The 18498-nt window shown below is 71.4% G+C and carries 18 protein-coding genes; 1 reads left to right on the top strand and 17 read right to left on the bottom strand.

What is annotated here, in order from left to right; translation table 11 throughout:
- Positions 1 to 8: 8 nt before the first annotated feature.
- From metK to pyrR, 13 genes are all read right to left on the bottom strand, one after another.
- Positions 9 to 1202 carry a methionine adenosyltransferase gene (metK, locus tag O7616_RS16420; RefSeq protein WP_204944578.1) on the bottom strand — a complete coding sequence of 398 codons (1194 nt, stop codon included), beginning with the start codon at positions 1200 to 1202 and terminating at the stop codon, positions 9 to 11.
- Between the two features lie 87 nt (positions 1203 to 1289).
- Entirely contained in the window at positions 1290 to 2498 is a 1209-nt protein-coding gene (gene coaBC, locus O7616_RS16415) for a bifunctional phosphopantothenoylcysteine decarboxylase/phosphopantothenate--cysteine ligase CoaBC (protein WP_282302781.1), read from the bottom strand.
- Between the two features lie 14 nt (positions 2499 to 2512).
- Positions 2513 to 2776, bottom strand: a complete 264-nt coding sequence (rpoZ, locus tag O7616_RS16410; protein ID WP_030335666.1) for a DNA-directed RNA polymerase subunit omega — start codon at positions 2774 to 2776, stop codon at positions 2513 to 2515.
- A gap of 64 nt (positions 2777 to 2840) precedes the next feature.
- Positions 2841 to 3374, bottom strand: a complete 534-nt coding sequence (locus O7616_RS16405) for a guanylate kinase (RefSeq protein ID WP_282260847.1) — start codon at positions 3372 to 3374, stop codon at positions 2841 to 2843.
- A gap of 25 nt (positions 3375 to 3399) precedes the next feature.
- A complete protein-coding gene (gene mihF / locus O7616_RS16400; RefSeq protein ID WP_030335662.1) occupies positions 3400 to 3717 on the bottom strand; it encodes an integration host factor, actinobacterial type in 318 nt (105 codons plus the stop codon).
- 178 nt (positions 3718 to 3895) lie between these two features.
- Positions 3896 to 4732, bottom strand: coding sequence for an orotidine-5'-phosphate decarboxylase (pyrF, locus tag O7616_RS16395; protein ID WP_282302780.1), 837 nt, complete (start codon positions 4730 to 4732; stop codon positions 3896 to 3898).
- A 60-nt stretch (positions 4733 to 4792) separates the two neighbouring features.
- Positions 4793 to 6067 (bottom strand): adenosylmethionine--8-amino-7-oxononanoate transaminase, encoded by a 1275-nt coding sequence (locus O7616_RS16390; protein WP_282302779.1) that lies wholly within the window; start codon positions 6065 to 6067, stop codon positions 4793 to 4795.
- Positions 6068 to 6494: 427 nt separating this feature from the next.
- Positions 6495 to 7541 carry a quinone-dependent dihydroorotate dehydrogenase gene (locus O7616_RS16385; protein ID WP_282302778.1) on the bottom strand — a complete coding sequence of 349 codons (1047 nt, stop codon included), beginning with the start codon at positions 7539 to 7541 and terminating at the stop codon, positions 6495 to 6497.
- Positions 7538 to 10885, bottom strand: a complete 3348-nt coding sequence (gene carB, locus O7616_RS16380; RefSeq protein WP_282302777.1) for a carbamoyl-phosphate synthase large subunit — start codon at positions 10883 to 10885, stop codon at positions 7538 to 7540. The genes O7616_RS16385 and carB overlap by 4 nt, the downstream gene beginning before the upstream one ends.
- Complete coding sequence (carA, locus tag O7616_RS16375) at positions 10878 to 12050, bottom strand: glutamine-hydrolyzing carbamoyl-phosphate synthase small subunit (RefSeq protein WP_282302776.1); 1173 nt, start codon at positions 12048 to 12050, stop codon at positions 10878 to 10880. Before carA ends, carB begins: the two co-directional genes overlap by 8 nt.
- Positions 12051 to 12108: 58 nt before the next feature.
- Complete coding sequence (locus O7616_RS16370) at positions 12109 to 13386, bottom strand: dihydroorotase (RefSeq protein ID WP_282302775.1); 1278 nt, start codon at positions 13384 to 13386, stop codon at positions 12109 to 12111.
- Positions 13383 to 14309: an aspartate carbamoyltransferase catalytic subunit gene (locus O7616_RS16365; protein WP_282260859.1), complete on the bottom strand. Its 927-nt coding sequence runs from the start codon at positions 14307 to 14309 to the stop codon at positions 13383 to 13385. Before O7616_RS16365 ends, O7616_RS16370 begins: the two co-directional genes overlap by 4 nt.
- A gap of 175 nt (positions 14310 to 14484) precedes the next feature.
- Positions 14485 to 15069, bottom strand: a complete 585-nt coding sequence (gene pyrR / locus O7616_RS16360) for a bifunctional pyr operon transcriptional regulator/uracil phosphoribosyltransferase PyrR (RefSeq protein ID WP_282302774.1) — start codon at positions 15067 to 15069, stop codon at positions 14485 to 14487.
- Positions 15070 to 15358: 289 nt separating this feature from the next.
- On the opposite strand from pyrR, the gene O7616_RS16355 reads away from it, so the two are divergent.
- Positions 15359 to 15847, top strand: a complete 489-nt coding sequence (locus tag O7616_RS16355) for a transcriptional regulator (protein WP_007458348.1) — start codon at positions 15359 to 15361, stop codon at positions 15845 to 15847.
- Between the two features lie 69 nt (positions 15848 to 15916).
- Here O7616_RS16355 and nusB read toward each other — a convergent pair whose 3' ends face one another.
- From nusB to aroB, 4 genes are all read right to left on the bottom strand, one after another.
- A complete protein-coding gene (nusB, locus tag O7616_RS16350) occupies positions 15917 to 16327 on the bottom strand; it encodes a transcription antitermination factor NusB (protein WP_282264597.1) in 411 nt (136 codons plus the stop codon).
- Positions 16328 to 16350: 23 nt separating this feature from the next.
- Positions 16351 to 16908 carry an elongation factor P gene (efp, locus tag O7616_RS16345; protein ID WP_088990319.1) on the bottom strand — a complete coding sequence of 186 codons (558 nt, stop codon included), beginning with the start codon at positions 16906 to 16908 and terminating at the stop codon, positions 16351 to 16353.
- An 86-nt stretch (positions 16909 to 16994) separates the two neighbouring features.
- Complete coding sequence (gene aroQ, locus O7616_RS16340; RefSeq protein WP_282302773.1) at positions 16995 to 17420, bottom strand: type II 3-dehydroquinate dehydratase; 426 nt, start codon at positions 17418 to 17420, stop codon at positions 16995 to 16997.
- Complete coding sequence (aroB, locus tag O7616_RS16335; protein WP_282302772.1) at positions 17417 to 18496, bottom strand: 3-dehydroquinate synthase; 1080 nt, start codon at positions 18494 to 18496, stop codon at positions 17417 to 17419. The genes aroQ and aroB overlap by 4 nt, the downstream gene beginning before the upstream one ends.
- Positions 18497 to 18498 lie beyond the last annotated feature (2 nt).

Below are 18498 nucleotides of genomic sequence, written 5' to 3'. Positions count from 1 at the left end.
GGTGGCGGTCAGGCTCCCGCGGCCGACTTGAGGTCGGCGGCCCGGTCGGTGCTCTCCCAGGTCAGGTCCGGCAACTCGCGGCCGAAGTGGCCGTACGCGGCGGTCTGCTGGTAGATCGGGCGGAGCAGGTTGAGGTCCCGGATGATCGCGGCCGGGCGCAGGTCGAACACCTCGGTGACGGCCTTCTCGATCGAGGAGACCGGCACGGTCTCGGTGCCGAACGTCTCGATGAACAGGCTGACCGGGTGGGCCTTGCCGATGGCGTAGGCGACCTGCGCCTCGCACCGCTCGGCCAGGCCGGCGGCGACGACGTTCTTGGCGACCCAGCGCATGGCGTACGCGGCCGACCGGTCCACCTTCGACGGGTCCTTGCCGGAGAACGCGCCACCGCCGTGGCGGGCGTACCCGCCGTAGGTGTCGACGATGATCTTGCGCCCGGTCAGCCCGGCGTCGCCCATCGGGCCGCCGATCTCGAACCGGCCGGTCGGGTTGACCAGCAGCCGGTAACCGTCGGTGTCCAGACCGAGGCTCTCCAGCTCCGGGGCGATGACGTGGTCACGCACGTCCGGGGTGAGCAGCGAGTCCAGGGAGATGTCCGCGGCGTGCTGGCTGGACACGACGACGGTGTTCAGCCGAACCGGGCGCAGCCCTTCGTACTCGATGGTGACCTGGGTCTTGCCGTCCGGACGCAGGTAGGGGATCGTGCCGTCCTTGCGGACCGCGGCGAGCCGGCGGGCCAGTCGGTGCGCGAGGGCGATCGGCAGCGGCATCAGCTCGGGCGTCTCCGAGCAGGCGAAGCCGAACATCATGCCCTGGTCGCCGGCGCCCTGCGCGTCCAGCGCGCTCTCCGACGCCCCGGTACGCAGCTCGAAGGCGTTGTCCACGCCCTGCGCGATGTCCTCGGACTGCGCGCCGATGGAGACGCTGACGCCGCAGGAGGCACCGTCGAAGCCCTTCTTCGACGAGTCGTAGCCGATGTCGAGGATGGTCCGGCGGACGATCGTCGGGATGTCGGCGTACGCCTTGGTGGTCACCTCACCGGCGATGTGCACCTGGCCGGTGGTGATCATGGTCTCCACCGCCACCCGGCTGTGCGGATCCTCGGCCAGCAGCGCGTCGAGGATGCCATCGCTGATCTGGTCGGCGATCTTGTCCGGGTGGCCTTCCGTGACCGATTCGGACGTGAAGAGACGGCGTGTCACGGCACTCCTAAGCGTGTGAGGTCGTTCCGCGGCAGTCTAATCACCACTGCGGCCGGTGTCGGGATCGGTCGCGCCCTTTACCACCCGTCAGGAACTGCCGGGTAGCCGCGCCACGACGAGATCCCACACCGCGTCGGCCACGGACTCCTTGGCCTGCTCGGGCAGACGGACGACCGAGCCGTCCGCGCCGACGATCGTCACCGTGTTGGTGTCGGCGCCGAAGACCAGGTCCGGACCGACCTCGTTGATCACGATCAGGTCGGCCCGCTTCCGGGCCAGTTTCGCCCGGCCGTTGGCCTCGGCGTCGCCGGTCTCGGCGGCGAACACCACGAGCAGTTGCTCCGGTCGCTTGCGCTGGCCGAGCTCCGCCGCGATGTCGGGGTTCGTGACGAGGTCGATGGTGGGCGCGACACCATCGTCCGACTTCTTGATTTTGCCAGGCGCGTACGTGGCCGGCCGGAAATCGGCCGGAGCCGCCGCCATCACCACCGCGTCGGCCTCGACGGCGGCCTTCACCGTTGCCTCCCGCAACTCGGCAGTGGTGCCGACCCGCACCAGGTCGACGCCGGCGGGGTCGGGAAGGGACACGTTGGCCGCGATCAGAGTCACCTGGGCGCCCCGGGCGACGGCGGCGCGGGCGAACGCGTACCCCTGCTTGCCGGAGGAACGGTTGCCCAGGAAGCGGACCGGGTCCAGCGGCTCCCGGGTGCCGCCCGCGGTGACGACCAGCCGGCGGCCGGCCAGGTCGGCGGGGGCGGAGTCGCCCCGAGCCAGCAGCCGACGGGCGACGGCGAAGATCTCCGCCGGGTCGGGCAGCCGCCCCTTGCCGGTGTCGGCGCCGGTGAGCCGACCGACGGCGGGCTCGATGACCCGCACCCCCCGGGCGCGCAGCGTGGCGACGTTGGCCACGGTGGCGGGGTGCTCCCACATCTCGGTGTGCATGGCCGGGGCCAGCAGCACCGGGCAGCGGGCGGTCAGCAGGGTGTTGGTCAACAGGTCGTCGGCCAGCCCGTGGGCGGCCTTCGCGAGCAGGTCGGTGGTGGTCGGTGCGACCACCACCAGATCGGCCTGCTTACCGAGGCGGACGTGCGGCACCTCGTGGACGTCCGTCCAGACGTCGTCGGCGACCGGCTGCCCGGAGAGCGCCGCCCAGGTCGGCGCCCCGACGAACCGGAGCGCCGACGCGGTCGGCACGACCCGAACCCGGTGACCGGATTCGGTGAAGAGTCGCAGCAGCTCGCACGCCTTGTAGGCGGCGATGCCGCCGCCGACCCCGAGGACGATCGAGGCGGACATCGGCCGGCGAGTGCTTACGGCTGGTCGGTCGGCTCGGCGGTGAGCAGGCCCGAGTTGATCTCGCGCATGGCGATGGAGAGGGGCTTCTCCTGCGGAGTGGTCTCCACGAGCGGGCCGACGTACTCCAGCAGACCCTCACCGAGCTGGCTGTAGTAGGCGTTGACCTGGCGCGCGCGCTTGGCGGCGAAGATGACCAGCGCGTACTTCGACGTCGTCTTCTCGAGGAGCTCGTCGATCGGCGGGTTGGTGATGCCTTCGGGGTTGGCGATGGATCCCACGAATTAACCTCTGCGTCTTTCGAGCCGCGCGGACGCGGTGCTGAGTCTCAACGGCGGCCGACCGTCAGCCACGCACGCGCGACCAGGTCGGATCCGGATAAGAAGAACCGAGTAAGCCTACCAGCTCGTCCACGACCCGCTCGGTGAGGTCGTGGGTCAGCGTGTGCTCGAAGACCGCCGCCACCTGGGCGTCGGGGCGGTATCCGGGTGGGCTCAGCAGCACCAGCCGGGAGTCCGGCAGACGCGCGCGCACCAGCGGAGCGCCGGGTAGGTCGAGCGGGAGCAACACCGGCTGCCCGGCGTCGAGGCGGGCGCGCAGCGGTGGATACGGGGTGCCCCTGCGGTACGAGCCGATCCGGGACCACTCCAGCAGCTCGCCGGCGGCGAGCAGGCGTTCGAACTCGGCCGGCGCGAGGAAGACGCGGTCAACCCCGTCGATCTCCGACTCGCGGCGCGGCCGCGTGGTCGCCGGTACGGGCAACCACACGGACGGAGAACGCGCCCGGACGAGCTCGACGACACTCTCCCTGCCGGAACCCGAAGGTCCAGCCAGGACAGTGAGCCGAGCCGCCGGGCGCGCCTCGTCATCCGTGCTCACTGCTTGTTTCTACACGCTGCCAGGTTCAGTTGGCGGCGAACTCTCCAAGCAGTGCCTTGCGCTGCTGCTCGCCGAGGCCACGCAGGCGACGGCTGTCGGCGATCTTGAGCTTCTCCATGATCTGGGTCGCCCGGATCTTGCCGATGCCCGGCATGGCCTGCAGGACGGCCGAAACCTTGAGCTTGCCGACGACGTCGTCGCTCTCGGCGCGCTCAAGGACAGCACCGAGGGTGGTCTTGCCCTGCTTGAGCTGCTCCTTCAGCTGAGCACGGGCCTTGCGGATCTCCGCGGCCTTCTCGAGCGCGGCAGCGCGTTGTTCGGGGGTCAGTGACGGGAGCGGCACCAGTTCTCCTCAGGTCCCTATCGCGGCGGGCGGGGCGCACCACCGCATCTGTGAAACGTGGTGTCGCTGTGAACCAAGGGGTCCGTGGTTCCCAGCGCGGGGAAAACTAGCGGTCAACGGAGCTTTCGGCAACGTGGGGGGCCCATGATCAACGGAAAGTGACCGACCCGTCAGTCAGTCAGAGGGCAGGCAGGACGGCCCGGCAGTCGGCCGACACCCGGTCCGCGGCGGCCCGCAGGGCAGCGACGTCGGGGCCCGCCGAGAGCACCTCCCGGGAGTACGACGGGAGCACCGAGGCGAGGCTGGAACCGAAGACGGTCCGCAGATCGGCAGCCCCGGCACCCTGCGCGCCGAGGCCCGGTGCGAGCAGTGGACCCCCGACACCGGAGAGGTCGTGACCGGTGTCACCGATCGTCGCCCCGACCACCAGACCGAAGCTCCCGAGCGGGGTCGCACCCCTGTTGAGCTGGGAAATCTCGTCGATCACGGTTTGCGCCACGGTGCGGCCGTCGGCCGTACGGGCCTGCTGCACGGCCGCGCCCTCGGGGTTGGAGGTGAGCGCCAGCACGAACACGCCGCCGCCGTGCTCGGCAGCCAGTTCGAACATCGGCGCCAGCGAACCGACGCCGAGGTAGGGGCTCGCGGTGACCGCGTCGACATACATCGGGCTGGATGGATCAAGGTACGCGGAGGCGTACGCGCTCACCGTCGAACCGATGTCGCCACGTTTGACGTCGAGGAGAACGAGCGAGCCGGCATCTCGTAACTGTCGGATAGTTGACTCAAGAATGGCCACGCCCTGGGACCCGAAACGCTCGAAAAAGGCCGACTGAGGCTTGACCACCGCAACCCGGTCACCGAGGGCTTCCACGACGGTCCGGGTGAAGCGGTCAAGACCCTGGACGTCGTCGGCGAGGCCCCAACGGGCCAGCAGACCGGGATGCGGGTCGATGCCCACACAGAGCGGCCCCCTCTCGGTGATCGCCCGGTGCAGCCGGGTTCCGAAGCTCTCCATCCGGTGCTCCCTCTCTCTTGTCGTCCGGGCGGCGGCTCGCCTCCCGGTGTATCCGTGTGGTCAGCCGGCGGCCACGGCCGCCGCCACGCCGGCAGCGATCCGGGCCAGGTCGGCGTCGTCGGTGACGTACGGCGGCATCGTGTAGACCAGGTCGCGGAACGGGCGCAGCCACACCCCCCGCTCGGCCGCGGCGGCGGTGGCCGCCCCGAGGTCGACCTCGTGGTCGAGCTGGACCACCCCGATCGCGCCCAGCACCCGCACGTCGGCGACGCCCGGCGTACCGCGCAGCGGCTCCAGGCCGGCACGTAGGCCGGCGCCGACCCTGGCGACCTGCCCCTTCCAGTCCCCGCCCCGCAACAGGCCGATGGAGGCGTTGGCCACCGCACAGGCCAGGGGGTTGCCCATGAAGGTGGGTCCGTGCGCCAGCACACCGGCGGCGGAGATGCCCCGGGCGATCTCCGGGGTGCAGAGCGTCGCCGCGAGCGTCAGGTAGCCACCGGTGAGCGCCTTACCCACGCACAGCACGTCCGGGGTCACCCCGGCGTGCTCGGCGGCGAACATCGCACCGGTACGGCCGAACCCGGTGGCGATCTCGTCGAAGATCAGCAGCACCCCGTGGGCGCGGGTCACCTCGCGCAGCACCCGGAGGTAACCCGGGTGGTGGAAGCGCATCCCGCCGGCGCCCTGGACGACCGGCTCGACGATCACGGCGGCCAGTTCGTCGGCGTACCGCGCGACGGTCTGCTCCAACGCCGCCACGTACGCGTCGTCGGGCGGGTCGTCGAAACCGCCCGGCGGCACCGGGGCGAACACCTGTCGGGGCAGCACGTCGCCCCACAGGTGGTGCATTCCTCCCTCCGGGTCGCAGACGCTCATCGGGTGGAAGGTGTCACCGTGGTAGCCGCCCCGCCAGGTCGCCAACCGACGCCGCTGCGGCCGCCCGAGGGCCCGCTGGTACTGCAGGCACATCTTCACCGCCACCTCGACGCTGACCGACCCGGAGTCGGCCAGGAACACGTGCTCCAAGCCCTCCGGGGTCAGCTCGACCAGGGTGCGGGCGAGGTGCACGGCGGGCTCGTGGGTGAGCCCGCCGAACATCACGTGGCTCATCCGACCGAGCTGGTCGGTGACGGCCGCGTCCAGCACCGGGTGTCGGTACCCGTGGATCGCCGCCCACCAGGACGACATCCCGTCCACCAACTCACGGCCGTCGGCCAGCCGCAGCCGGACGCCCTCGGCGCTGCGCACCACGTACGGCGGGTTCGCCGGTGGCAGTGCCGCGTACGGATGCCAGACGTGGGCCCGGTCGGCGGCCAGGATCTCCTCGGGGGTCACGCGTACTCCTCTCGGGGCGCGAAGGGGCCGCACGGCGGACGCTGCGCGGCCCGGTCGAGCCACTCCTTCGCGGCCTTTGCTCTGCACCCACCGATGCGACACGCCGCACGGCGCGATCCCGGACGGCGCGATCCCGGTCCGCGCGATCCCGGACGGCACGATTCCGGTCCGCGCGATCCCAGACGGCGCGATTCCGGTCCGCGCGATCCCGGACGGCGCGACCTCGGCGACGCAGCCCCGGACGACGCGCCCCGGACGGCGCGACCTCGGACGGCGCGATCTCGGACGGCTGGTGGCGGACGCCGGGTGGTGCACCCGCAGGTGCAGAGCAAAGGGCCGACAGCGGGGTCGGGTACCCCGGCGCGACGCCGACCCGGGGTCGGCCCGGCTCCAGATCGGGCCGGGCCGGCACCGGGTCGTCGGACGGTCACCGGCCGGCGACCGGATCCGGTGTCACCGCCGTGGCACTCGCCCGGGCGGCGGCCCGGACCAGGGCCGGGCCCCGGTAGATGAAACCCGTGTAGAGCTGCACCAGGGAGGCACCGGCGTCGAACATCCGGGTGGCGTCGTCCGGATCGAGCACCCCACCGACCCCGATGACAGGCAGCCGACCACCGGTCTCGCGATGCACGAAGGCCACCACGTCCCGGGCCCGGCCGGTCAACGGTCGACCGGACAGGCCGCCGGCCTGCTCGCCACGGTCGGCGTCCACCGCCGCGAGCCCGGCGCGAGACAGCGTCGTGTTGGTGGCGATCACCCCGGCGGCGCCCCGGGCGAGGCAGACCTCCAGCAGTTCGGCGATCGCCGCCTCGGTCAGATCAGGCGCGATCTTGACCAGCACCGGCTTCTCCCCCACCAACGCGCCGAGCAGCGCGTCCAGGTGGGCGCGGTCCTGCAACGCGCGCAGGCCCGGGGTGTTCGGTGAGGACACGTTGACCGCGAAGTAGTCACCGTGCCCGCGCAGCGCCCGGTACGAGGTGAGATAGTCCTCGACCGCCTCGTCCAACGGGGTCACCTTGGACTTGCCGAGCGAGATGCCCAGCGGGACCCCGAGCGGGCGCGGCAGCGCCGCCAGCCGGACGGCCAACGCGGCGGCACCGGCGTTGTTGAAGCCCATCCGGTTGACCACCGCCTCGCTGGCCGGCAGGCGGAAAAGCCGTGGCCGTGGGTTGCCCGGCTGGGCGTGCGCGGTGACCGTGCCGACCTCCACGAAGCCGAAGCCGAGCGCCGGCCACGCGGGCAACGCCGCGCCGTCCTTGTCCATCCCGGCGGCCAACCCCACCGGGTTGGGGAACCGCACACCGAACACCGTGCGCGGCGCGTCGACCGCGTACCGGGCCCGCAGCGCGGCCAGGGCGGCCGGCCGCCGCGACAGGGCGGCCAAGCGCCGCAGCGTCCACTCGTGCGCCGCCTCGGCGTCCCCGCCGCCGATCCGGAACAACCCAGGTCGTACGACCCGCTCGAACACCGTCACTGGGCCGCCCGCAGGGTGGCGTGCAGGTCCTGCAAGGGACGGACCCGCATGTCGCCCCGGATCCGCGCCTCGATCCCCATCACGGCCGCCGCGGCTCCGGGGACCGTGGTGATGCAGGGGATGTCAGCGGTGACGGCCGCGCTGCGGATCTCGTACCCGTCGGAGCGGGCGCTGGCCCCCGAGCCCTGCGGCGTGTTGATCACCAGCGCCACGTGGCCGCCGCCGATCAGCGACACCGCGTCGTCGCCCTCACCCGCCTGGTAGTGCTTGCGGATCTGCTCACAGGCGATGCCGTGCCGACGCAGCACCTCGGCCGTGCCGGCGGTGGCGACGATCTCGAAGCCGAGGTCGGCCAGCCGCTTGATCGGGAAGATCATGCCGCGCTTGTCCCGGTTGGCCACCGACACGAAGATCTTCCCGCTGGTCGGCAGGGAGCCGTACGCGGCCGACTGGCTCTTGGCGAACGCGTGCCCGAAGTTGGTGTCGATGCCCATCACCTCGCCCGTCGACTTCATCTCCGGGCCGAGCAGCGAGTCGATGCCCTTGCCGGAGCGGGTCCGGAAGCGCTTGAACGGCAGCACGGCCTCCTTGACCGCGACCGGCGCGTCGGCGGGCATCGTGCCCCCGTCACCGGTGGCCGGCAGCAGACCCTCGGCGCGCAGCCCGGCGATGCTCGCACCGAGCGCGATCCGGGCCGCCGCCTTGGCCAGCGGCACCGCCGTCGCCTTGGAGACGAACGGCACGGTCCGCGACGCCCGCGGGTTGGCCTCCAGGACGTAGAGCACGTCGTCCTTCAGCGCGTACTGCACGTTGAGCAGGCCACGGACGCCGACGCCACGCGCGATGGCCTCGGTGTAGCGGCGGACCTCCGCCAGGTGCGAGCCCGCCAGGGTGATCGGCGGCAACGCACAGGACGAGTCACCGGAGTGGATGCCGGCCTCCTCGATGTGCTCCATCACGCCACCGATGTAGACCTCGCCGTCGGCGTCGCAGAGCGCGTCCACGTCGATCTCGATGGCGTCGTCGAGGAACCGGTCCACCAGCACCGGGTGATCCGGGGAGATGTCGGTGGCCCGCCCGATGTAGTCGCGCAGCGTCGGGTCGTCGTAGACGATCTCCATGCCCCGGCCGCCCAACACGTACGACGGCCGGACCAGCACCGGGTAGCCGATCTCGTCGGCGATCGTCTTGGCCTCGTCGTAGGAGGTGGCCATGCCGTGCGCCGGCGCGCGCAGCCCGGACCGGGCCAGCACCGCGCCGAACGCGCCCCGCTCCTCGGCCAGGTGGATCGACTCCGGGGAGGTGCCGACGATCGGCACGCCCGCGTTCTTGAGTCGCTGCGCCAGCCCCAGCGGGGTCTGACCGCCGAGCTGCACGACCACACCGACCACGCCCGGCCCGCCGGCCGCCCGGCCGGACGAGTCCTCGGCGTGCCAGACCTCCAGGACGTCCTCGAAGGTCAACGGCTCGAAGTAGAGCCGGTCGGCGGTGTCGTAGTCGGTGGAGACGGTCTCCGGGTTGCAGTTGACCATGACCGTCTCGTAGCCCGCGCCCCGCAACGCCTGGACCGCGTGCACGCAGGAGTAGTCGAACTCGATGCCCTGGCCGATCCGGTTCGGGCCGGAGCCCAGGATCAGCACCTTCGGCCGGTCCGACGGCACGACCTCGGTCTCCAGGTCGTACGTCGAGTAGTGGTACGGCGTGGTCGCCTCGAACTCGGCCGCGCAGGTGTCCACCGTCTTGTAGACCGGACGTACGTCGAGACGGTGCCGCAGGGTCCGTACGCCGTCCTCGGCGGCCAACTCCGGGCGCAGCGCGGCGAGTTGCCGGTCGGACAGGCCGGCCCGCTTGGCCTGGCGCAGCAGGTCGGCGTCGAGCACCGGCGCGTCCACGATCTCCGCGCGCAGCTCGATCAACGCGGCGATCTGGTCCAGGAACCACGGGTCGATCCCGCCGGACGCCTCGGCGACCTCGGCGATCGACGCGCCGAGGCGCAGCGCCCGCTCCACCGTGTACAGCCGCCCGTCGTGCGGGATCCGCAGCGCGGCGAGAGTGTCCGCCAGCGTGACGCCCTCCGGGTCCGGAGTGGTCCAGAAACCGCCGGACTTCGTCTCCAGCGAGCGCATCGCCTTGTTCAGCGCCTCGGTGAAGTTGCGCCCGAGGCTCATCGCCTCGCCCACCGACTTCATCGTGGTGGTCAGCTCCGGGTCCGCGCCGGGGAACTTCTCGAACGCGAACCGGGGGATCTTCACCACCACGTAGTCCAGGGTCGGCTCGAAGGCCGCCGGGGTCTTCAGGGTGATGTCGTTGGGGATCTCGTCGAGGGTGTAGCCGATGGCCAGCTTCGCGGCGATCTTCGCGATCGGGAAGCCGGTCGCCTTGGAGGCCAGCGCCGAGGAACGCGACACCCGCGGGTTCATCTCGATCACGACGATCCGGCCGTCGACCGGGTTCACCGCGAACTGGATGTTGCAGCCGCCGGTGTCCACCCCGACCTCACGGAGCACGGCGATGCCCAGGTCACGCAGGCGCTGGTACTCCCGGTCGGTGAGCGTCATGGCCGGGGCCACGGTGACGCTGTCGCCGGTGTGCACGCCCATCGGGTCGACGTTCTCGATCGAGCAGACCACCACCACGTTGTCGTGGCGGTCGCGCATCAGTTCGAGCTCGTACTCCTTCCACCCGAGCACGCTCTCCTCGATGAGCACCTCGTGCACCGGGCTGGCGGCGAGGCCGTCGCCGGCGATGCGGGCCAGGTCCTCCGGGGTGTGCGCCATGCCGGAACCCAGGCCGCCCATGGTGAACGACGGCCGGATCACCACCGGCAGGCCCAGCTCGGCGACCGCCTGCTCGACCTCCTCCATCGAGTGGCAGACGCGGGAGCGGGGAACCAGCCCGCTCGGGTCCTCGACACCCAGGCGTACGCCGGCCTTCGCCACGATCTCCTTGAACAGCTGCCGGTCCTCGCCGCGGTTGATGGCGTCGATGTTCGCGCCGATCAGCTCCACGCCGTACTTCTCCAGGACGCCGTTCTCGTGCAGGGCGACGGCCGTGTTCAGCGCGGTCTGCCCGCCGAGGGTCGCCAGGATCGCGTCCGGGCGCTCCTTGGCGATGACCAGTTCCACGAACTCCGGGGTGATCGGCTCGACGTAGGTCGCGTCGGCGAACTCCGGGTCCGTCATGATGGTGGCCGGGTTGGAGTTGACCAGGCTGACCCGGATCCCCTCACTGCGCAACACCCGGCACGCCTGGGTGCCGGAGTAGTCGAACTCGCAGGCCTGCCCGATGACGATCGGCCCGGAGCCGATCACCAGGATGTGTTTGAGATCGGTCCGCTTAGGCATTGCTGCGCCCCTTGCTGTGGGTCCGGCCGCTGTGGGTCCGGCCCTCGATCAGTTCGGCGAAACGGTCGAAGAGGTAGTCGGCGTCGTGCGGGCCGGCCGCCGCCTCCGGGTGGTACTGGACCGTGAACGCGGGTACGTCCACGGCCCGCAGCCCCTCGACCACGTTGTCGTTGAGGCAGACGTGCGACACCCGCACGCCACCGAAGTCGGTGTCGATCACCTGGTCGGGGACCACCGCGCCGGTGCCCGGCACCTCGACCGCGAAGCCGTGGTTGTGGCTGGTCACCTCGACCTTGCCGGTGGCCCGGTCGAGCACCGGCTGGTTGATCCCCCGGTGGCCGTAGCCCAGCTTGTAGGTGCCGAACCCGAGCGCCCGGCCGAGGATCTGACTGCCGAAGCAGATGCCGAACAGCGGCACCTCCCGCCGCAGCGCCTCCCGGGCCACCGCCACCGGGCCATCGGCCGTGGCCGGGTCGCCCGGACCGGGCGACAGGAAGATCGCGTCAGCGCCGGTGGCGAGCAGTTCCTCGATGCTCGACGACGCCGGCAGCACGTGGGTGGTCACCCCGCGCGCGGCGAGCCGACGCGGCACGTTGCGCTTGATGCCCAGGTCGAGCGCGGCCACCGTGAACCGGTGCTCGCCGATCGCGTCGACGACGTACGGCTCGGGGGTGCTCACCTCGTCGGACAGGTCCGCGCCGACCATCTGCGGTGACTGCCGGACCCGGGCCAGCAGGCTCTGCGGGTCCTTCTCGACGCTGGAGATGCCGACCCGCATCGCGCCGCGCTCACGCAGGTGCCGGGTCAGCGCCCGGGTGTCCACCCCGCTGATGCCCACCACACCCTCGGTGGCGAGGCGGTCCTCGAGACCGCCGGTGGCCCGCCAGTTCGAGCCGATCCGGGCCGGGTCGCGGACGACGTAGCCGGCCACCCAGATCCGGCCGGACTCGTCGTCCTCGCCGTTGACGCCGGTGTTGCCGATGTGCGGTGCGGTCTGCACCACCACCTGCCGGTGGTACGACGGGTCGGTGAGCGTCTCCTGGTAACCGGTCATGCCGGTGGTGAAGACCGCCTCGCCGAAGGTCTCGCCGACGCTGCCGTACGCCTCACCGGGGAACGTGCGCCCGTCCTCGAGGACGAGGATCGCGGGCCTGCGCTTGACCATTACCGTGCCCGCCCTTCGTTCGCGACTGCGGGACTCCGCCGCGCTGCATTCCTCGCGCTCACTTGACTGCCTTTCCGTCCAGGACCGTCGGCTCGCCACGCAGGAAGGTCGCCACGATGCGACCCGGCAGCGTCATGCGGGCGTACGGGGTGTTGCGACTGCGACTGGCCGACTCCGCCGGTTCGATGGTGCGGCGGGCGGCCGGATCGACGACTGTCAGGTTGGCCGGCACACCGGGTGCCGGGTCGACGCCGTGCCCGGTCAGCCCCGCGATCCGGGCGGGGGTACGCGACATCCGCTCGGCGATCAGGTCCCACTCGGGGCCGAGCACGTCGAGCGCGATGGACAGGGCCGTCTCCAGGCCGAGCATCCCCGGCCGGGCGTACGCCCACTCGCACTCCTTGTCCTCCACGGCGTGCGGGGCGTGGTCGGTGGCGATGATGTCGATCACCCCGTCGGCGAGCGCGGCGCGCAACGCGGCGATGTCCGCGGCCGTCCGCAGCGGCGGGTTGACCTTGAAGACCGGGTCGTAGGTCTCCGCACGCTCGTCGGTGAGCAGCAGGTGGTGCGGGGTGACCTCGGCGGTGACGCGTACCCCACGGGCCTTCGCCTGACGCAGCACCTCGACGCTGCCGGCGGTGGAGACGTGGCAGACGTGCAGGCGGCTGCCGACGTGTTCGGCGAGCAGCACGTCCCGGGCGATGATCGCCTCCTCGGCGACCGCCGGCCAGCCGATCAGCCCGAGCCGGGTGGAGACCTCACCCTCGTGCATCTGGGCGCCCTCGGTGAGACGGGGCTCCTCGGCGTGCTGGGCGATGACCCCGTCGAACGCCTTGACGTACTCCAGGGCCCGGCGCATCAGCAACGGGTCGGCGACGCAGTGCCCGTCGTCGGAGAAGATCCGCACGCGGGCCGCGGAGTCGGCCATGGCGCCCAGCTCGGCCAGGCGCTCGCCGGCCAGCCCGACGGTGACCGCGCCGATCGGCTGCACGTCGACCAGGCCGGCCTCGCGGCCGAGCCGCCAGACCTGCTCGACCACACCGGCGGTGTCCGCGACCGGGGAGGTGTTGGCCATGGCGCAGACCGCCGTGTAGCCGCCCATTGCCGCCGCCCGGGAACCGGACTCGACGGTCTCGGCGTCCTCCCGGCCGGGCTCGCGCAGGTGGGTGTGCAGGTCGACGAGGCCGGGCAGGGCGACCAGCCCGGTGCCGTCGACGACCGTGGCGTCCGGCGCGGACAGCCCGTCGGCGATCTCGGCGACCACGCCGTCGCGGATCAGCAGGTCGGTCGGCGGGCCACCGACGACACTCACGTTGGTGATCAGGTACGCGCTCACCGGTTGTTCCCTCCGAGCAGCAGGTAAAGGACAGCCATCCGCACGGAGACCCCGTTGGTGACCTGTTCGACGATCGTGGAGCGGGGTGAGTCGGCGACCTCCGGGGTGATCTCCATGCCCCGGTTCATCGGGCCGGGGTGCATGACGATCGCGTGCTCGGGCAGGCGGCGCATCCGGGGGCCGTCCAGACCGTAGCGGCGGGCGTACTCGCGTGCGGAGGGGAAGTAGGAGTCCTTCATGCGTTCGCGCTGCACCCGCAGCATCATCACCACGTCCACGTCGGGCAGCACGCAGTCGAGGTCGTAGGAGACGTCGGTGCCGGGAGCGAGGGCTCCGGCGATGTCGACCGGGATCAGGGTCGGCGGGCCGACCAGGGTGATCTTGGCGCCGAGGGTGGAGAGCAGCAGCACGTTGGAGCGGGCGACCCGGGAGTGCAGGACGTCGCCGACCACCGCGACCGACAGGCCGGCCAACCGGCCCAGCCGGGACCGCATCGTGTACGCGTCCAGCAGCGCCTGGGTGGGGTGCTCGTGGGTGCCGTCGCCGGCGTTGACGACCGACCCGTCGACCCAGTTGGCCAGCCGGTGCGGGGCGCCGGAGGCGGGGTGCCGGACGACGACGGCGTCGGCGCCCATGGCCTGGAGGGTCAACGCGGTGTCCTTCAGGCTCTCGCCCTTGGCGACGCTGGACCCCTTCGCCGAAAAGTTGATCACGTCGGCGCTGAGTCGCTTCGCCGCCGCCTCGAAGGAGATCCGGGTACGGGTGGAGTCCTCGTAGAAGAGGTTCACCACGGTACGGCCACGCAGCGCGGGCAGTTTCTTGATCTCCCGGCCGGCGACGGTGGCCATCTCGGCGGCGGTGTCCAGGATCTCGGTGGCGGTGGCGGCGTCCAGGTCCCCGCCGGAGAGCAGATGCTTGATCACTCTGCTGGCCTTTCGTTCGCGACTGCGGGGCTCCGCTCCGCTGCACTCCTCGCGCTCACCGGGGCTGGCCCGTCGTTCGCGACTGCGGGGCTCCGCTCCGCTGCACTCCTCGCGCTCACCGGGGCTGGCCTTTCGTTCGCGACTGCGGGGCTCCGCTCCGCCGCACTCCTCGCGCTCACCGGCCGGCCTCTCCGTACAACCTGACCTCGTCGAGGCCGTCGGTCTCGGCGAGGGTCACCTTCACGCTCTCGGCGAGGGAGGTCGGGATGTTCTTGCCGACGTAGTCGGCGCGGATCGGCAACTCCCGGTGGCCCCGGTCGACCAGCACGGCGAGCTGCACCGAGGCCGGGCGGCCGACGTCGTTGAGCGCGTCGAGCGCGGCCCGGACGGTGCGCCCGGAGAACAGCACGTCGTCGACGAGGATGACCCGCTTGCCGTCGATGCCGCCGGACGGCAACTCGGTCGGGCCGACCGCGCGGGTGGCGTGCCGACGCAGGTCGTCGCGGTAGAGGGTGATGTCGAGCACACCGACGGGAACGGCGACGTCCTCGAAGGTGGTGATCCGGTCGGCGAGCCGCCGAGCCAGGGGGGTACCTCTGGTGGGAATCCCAAGAAGCACCGTGTCGGCGGCACCCTGGGTCTTCTCCAGGATCTGGTGGGCGATGCGGTCGACCACGCGTTGCACGTCGGCGCTGGCGAGGATCACCTTCACCGAGGGTTGTCGCGGTGGTGACGAGCGGGCAGCCGGTGGGGACGCCACGGCGGACCTCCTTCCCCGCCTCACGGGACGGGTCGTTAAAGGATGTCGGGCACCTCCGGCCGGACCGACGAGCGGACCCGGGCCGGGGCTTCACGCCACGTTACCAGTGGTCACCGGGCCGATGGACGGCGGCCGCTGACCACCTGATCAGGACCACGAAAAGGCGATAACTTCCCGGACGCTCCCCAACGGTAGGGTCACGACCACTTGACCAGGTGTCGCATTCCCCGTACCGTCACGCTCCGTAGCGATCGACGGGAGAACCCCGAGCAGCACTGGGAGTGTCCGAATGCCCTCTGAATACGCCAAGTCGCTGGGCGCCCGCCTGCGCTCCATCCGCCAGCAGCAGGGTCTCTCCCTGCAGGGTGTGGAGGAGAAGTCGAACGGGCGGTGGAAGGCCGTGGTGGTCGGCTCGTACGAGCGCGGCGACCGGGCCGTGACGGTGTCCCGTCTGGCCGAGCTGGCCGAGTTCTACCGTGTTCCCGTCTCGGAGTTGCTGCCTGACGGCAGTGGCGTCCGGCACGAGCCCACCAGCAAGATCGTCCTGGACCTGGAGCGGCTCTACGACGAGGCCTCCGAGGACCTGGCCTACGTCGCGCGCTACGCCCGCGCCATCCAGCAGCAGCGTGGTGACTACAACGGCCGGGTGCTCTCCATCCGCGCCGACGACCTCCGGGCACTCGCGATCGTGTACGACGCCTCACCGTCGGGCCTGATCGAGCGGCTCACCGAGCACGGTGTGCTGGTGGCCGACCCCCGGGCGTTCTTCGCCTCCTGAGCAGTAGATCCACCCGAAAGGGCCCGTGCCGGACGGCACGGGCCCTTTTCGATGGTGCTGCCGGATCGATCAGCGGGTGGTGTACTCGGCGATCCGGCCGAGAACCCCGTTGAGGAAGCGCGGCGAGTCGTCGGTGGACATCTGCCGGGCCAGTTCCACGGCCTCGCTGATCGCCACCGCGTCGTCGATCTCGTCGACGTAGAGCAACTCGTAGACGGCGATCCGGGCCAGATTCCGGTCGACGACCGGCATCCGCTCCAGCGTCCAACCCTCGGCGTAGCTGGCGACCAGCTCGTCGATCCGGTCGAGGTGCTCGGCGACACCCTCGACCAGGCTCACCGCGTAACCGAGGTGCTCCGGTCGGGGCTGCTCGATCCGCTGCACGTAGCCGGCGAGCACCTCCACCGGGGGCTTGTCCCGTAGATCGGCCTCGTAGAGGACATCCAGCGCCCGCTTGCGCGCCTTGCGGCGCGCCGGCATCTGCTGCTTGGAACCCTCAGCCATCAGGCGCGGCCGAGGTAACGGCCGTCGCGGGTGTCGACCTTGATCTTCTCACCGGTGGTGATGAACAGCGGCACCTGCACCGTGGCGCCGGTCTCCACGGTCGCCGGCTTGTTGCCACCGGTCGAACGGTCGCCCTGCAGGCCCGGCTCGGTGTAGGTGACCTCCAGCACGACGCTGGTGGGCAGCTCGATGTAGAGCGGCACACCCTCGTGCTGGGCGACGGTCGCCTCCGCCTCGGGCAGCAGGTAGTTGGCTGCCTCGCCGACGGTGCCGCCGGGCACGGTGATCTGGTCGAAGGTCTCCAGATCCATGAAGACGAAGTCCTCGCCGTCGGCGTAGAGGTATTGCATCGTGCGCTTGTCGACGGTCGCGGTCTCGACCTTGGTGCCCGCGTTGAAGGTCTTGTCGACCACCTTCCCGGACAGCACGTTCTTCAGCGTGGTGCGCACGAAGGCACCACCCTTACCGGGCTTGACGTGCTGGAACTCGACGACGGCCCAGAGCTCGCCGTCCAGGTTGAGTACCAGGCCGTTTTTGAGGTCGTTGGTGGAGGCCATTTCCTGCCTTGATCATCAATTGGCGGACAGACCCTGCGAGTCTACTGCCTGCGTCTAATCGGCTGGTCGCCGCTTCCGGCGACCCCTCAGCGGGTGGCCAGATGGTGCAGGGCGAGACGATAGCCGTCGATGCCGAGGCCGCAGATCACCCCGGTCGCCACCGCCGACACGACCGAGTGGTGCCGGAACTCCTCGCGGGCGTGGATGTTGGAGAGGTGCACCTCCACCAACGGCCCGCGCAGCATGGCGCAGGCGTCCCGTACGGCGTACGAGTAGTGCGACCAGGCGGCCGGGTTGAGCACCACCGCGGCGCCCTCGTCGGCTGCCGTGTGCAGCCAGCCGAGCAGCTCGTGTTCGGCGTCGGTCTGCCGGACCGTCACGTCCAGCCCCAACTCCCGACCGGTGGCCTCGCAGAGCGCGACCAGATCGGCGTAGGTGGTCGCCCCGTACACCTCGGGCTCGCGGGTGCCCAGCCGACCCAGGTTCGGCCCGTTCAGCACAAAGACCTTCACGGGTGGGAAACCTCCCGGTAGGCGGCCTCCAGCAGCGCGTCGTCCGGGCCCTCCAACATCGCCGGGCGGGCCAACCCGTCGAGCACCACGAACCGCAGCCGGCTCCCCCGGGCCTTCTTGTCCACCCGCATGGTGGCCAGCAGTCGCGGCCACGCGTCGGCCGGGTAGCTCACCGGCAGGCCGAGCGCGGTCAGCGTGACCCGGTGCCGGTCGGCGGTCGGCGTGTCCAGTCGCCCGGCGAGGCGGGCCAGCGCGGCGGCGTACACCAGGCCGACGGCGACGGCGTGGCCGTGCCGCCACCGGTAGCCCTCGTTCTGCTCGATCGCGTGGGCGAGGGTGTGGCCGTAGTTGAGCACCTCCCGCACGCCCGACTCACGCAGGTCACCGGCGACCACGTCGGCCTTGACCCGGATCGCCCGCTCGATCAGCTCCCGCGTCACCGGCCCGCGCACGTCGGTGGCCGCCGCCGGGTCACGCTCGACCAGGTCGAGGATCGCCGGGTCGGCGATGAACCCGCACTTGACCACCTCGGCGAGCCCGGCCGCCAGGTCGACGGCGGGCAGGCTGTCCAGGGTGGCCAGGTCGGCGAGCACCCCGACCGGAGGGTGGAACGCACCCACCAGGTTCTTGCCGGCGGCCGTGTTGATGCCGGTCTTGCCGCCGACGGCGGCGTCGACCATGCCCAGCAGCGAGGTCGCCACCGGAACCCAACGCACCCCGCGCAACCAGCAGGCCGCGACGAACCCGGCCAGGTCGGTCACCGCGCCGCCGCCCACCCCGACCACCGCGTCGGTACGGGTGAACCCGGCCTCCCCGAGCCGGTCCCAACAGGCGGCGGCGACGTCGATCTGCTTGCCCGACTCGGCGTCGGGCACCTCGATCGGCAGCGGCTCGACGTCGGCGGCGCGCAGCCGCTCGCCGACCGCGTCCGCGAGAGCCTTGAGCGGGGGCGTGTGCAGCACCGCCGCCCGACTCGCCCCGGGCAGCAGGCCGGGCAGCGCGCCCAGCAGGTCACGTCCCACCAACACGTCGTACGGCCGCTCGCCGCCGACCGGAATCCGGGTCACCTCGTCCATCG

The organism is Micromonospora sp. WMMD964, from assembly GCF_029581455.1.
GTDB lineage: Bacteria > Actinomycetota > Actinomycetes > Mycobacteriales > Micromonosporaceae > Micromonospora.
This window is presented reverse-complemented; position numbering and strand designations above follow the sequence as displayed.

What these genes read in the sequence shown, in the direction of transcription:
- coaBC (WP_282302781.1), bottom strand. Translation starts at nt 2,498, where the DNA reads ATGTCCGCCTCGATCGTCCTCGGGGTCGGCGGCGGCATCGCCGCCTAC.
- pyrF (WP_282302780.1), bottom strand. Translation starts at nt 4,732, where the DNA reads ATGGAGAGCTTCGGAACCCGGCTGCACCGGGCGATCACCGAGAGGGGG.
- carB (WP_282302777.1), bottom strand. Translation starts at nt 10,885, where the DNA reads ATGCCTAAGCGGACCGATCTCAAACACATCCTGGTGATCGGCTCCGGG.
- carA (WP_282302776.1), bottom strand. Translation starts at nt 12,050, where the DNA reads ATGGTCAAGCGCAGGCCCGCGATCCTCGTCCTCGAGGACGGGCGCACG.
- O7616_RS16355 (WP_007458348.1), top strand. Translation starts at nt 15,359, where the DNA reads ATGCCCTCTGAATACGCCAAGTCGCTGGGCGCCCGCCTGCGCTCCATC.
- nusB (WP_282264597.1), bottom strand. Translation starts at nt 16,327, where the DNA reads ATGCCGGCGCGCCGCAAGGCGCGCAAGCGGGCGCTGGATGTCCTCTAC.
- efp (WP_088990319.1), bottom strand. Translation starts at nt 16,908, where the DNA reads ATGGCCTCCACCAACGACCTCAAAAACGGCCTGGTACTCAACCTGGAC.
- aroB (WP_282302772.1), bottom strand. Translation starts at nt 18,496, where the DNA reads ATGGACGAGGTGACCCGGATTCCGGTCGGCGGCGAGCGGCCGTACGAC.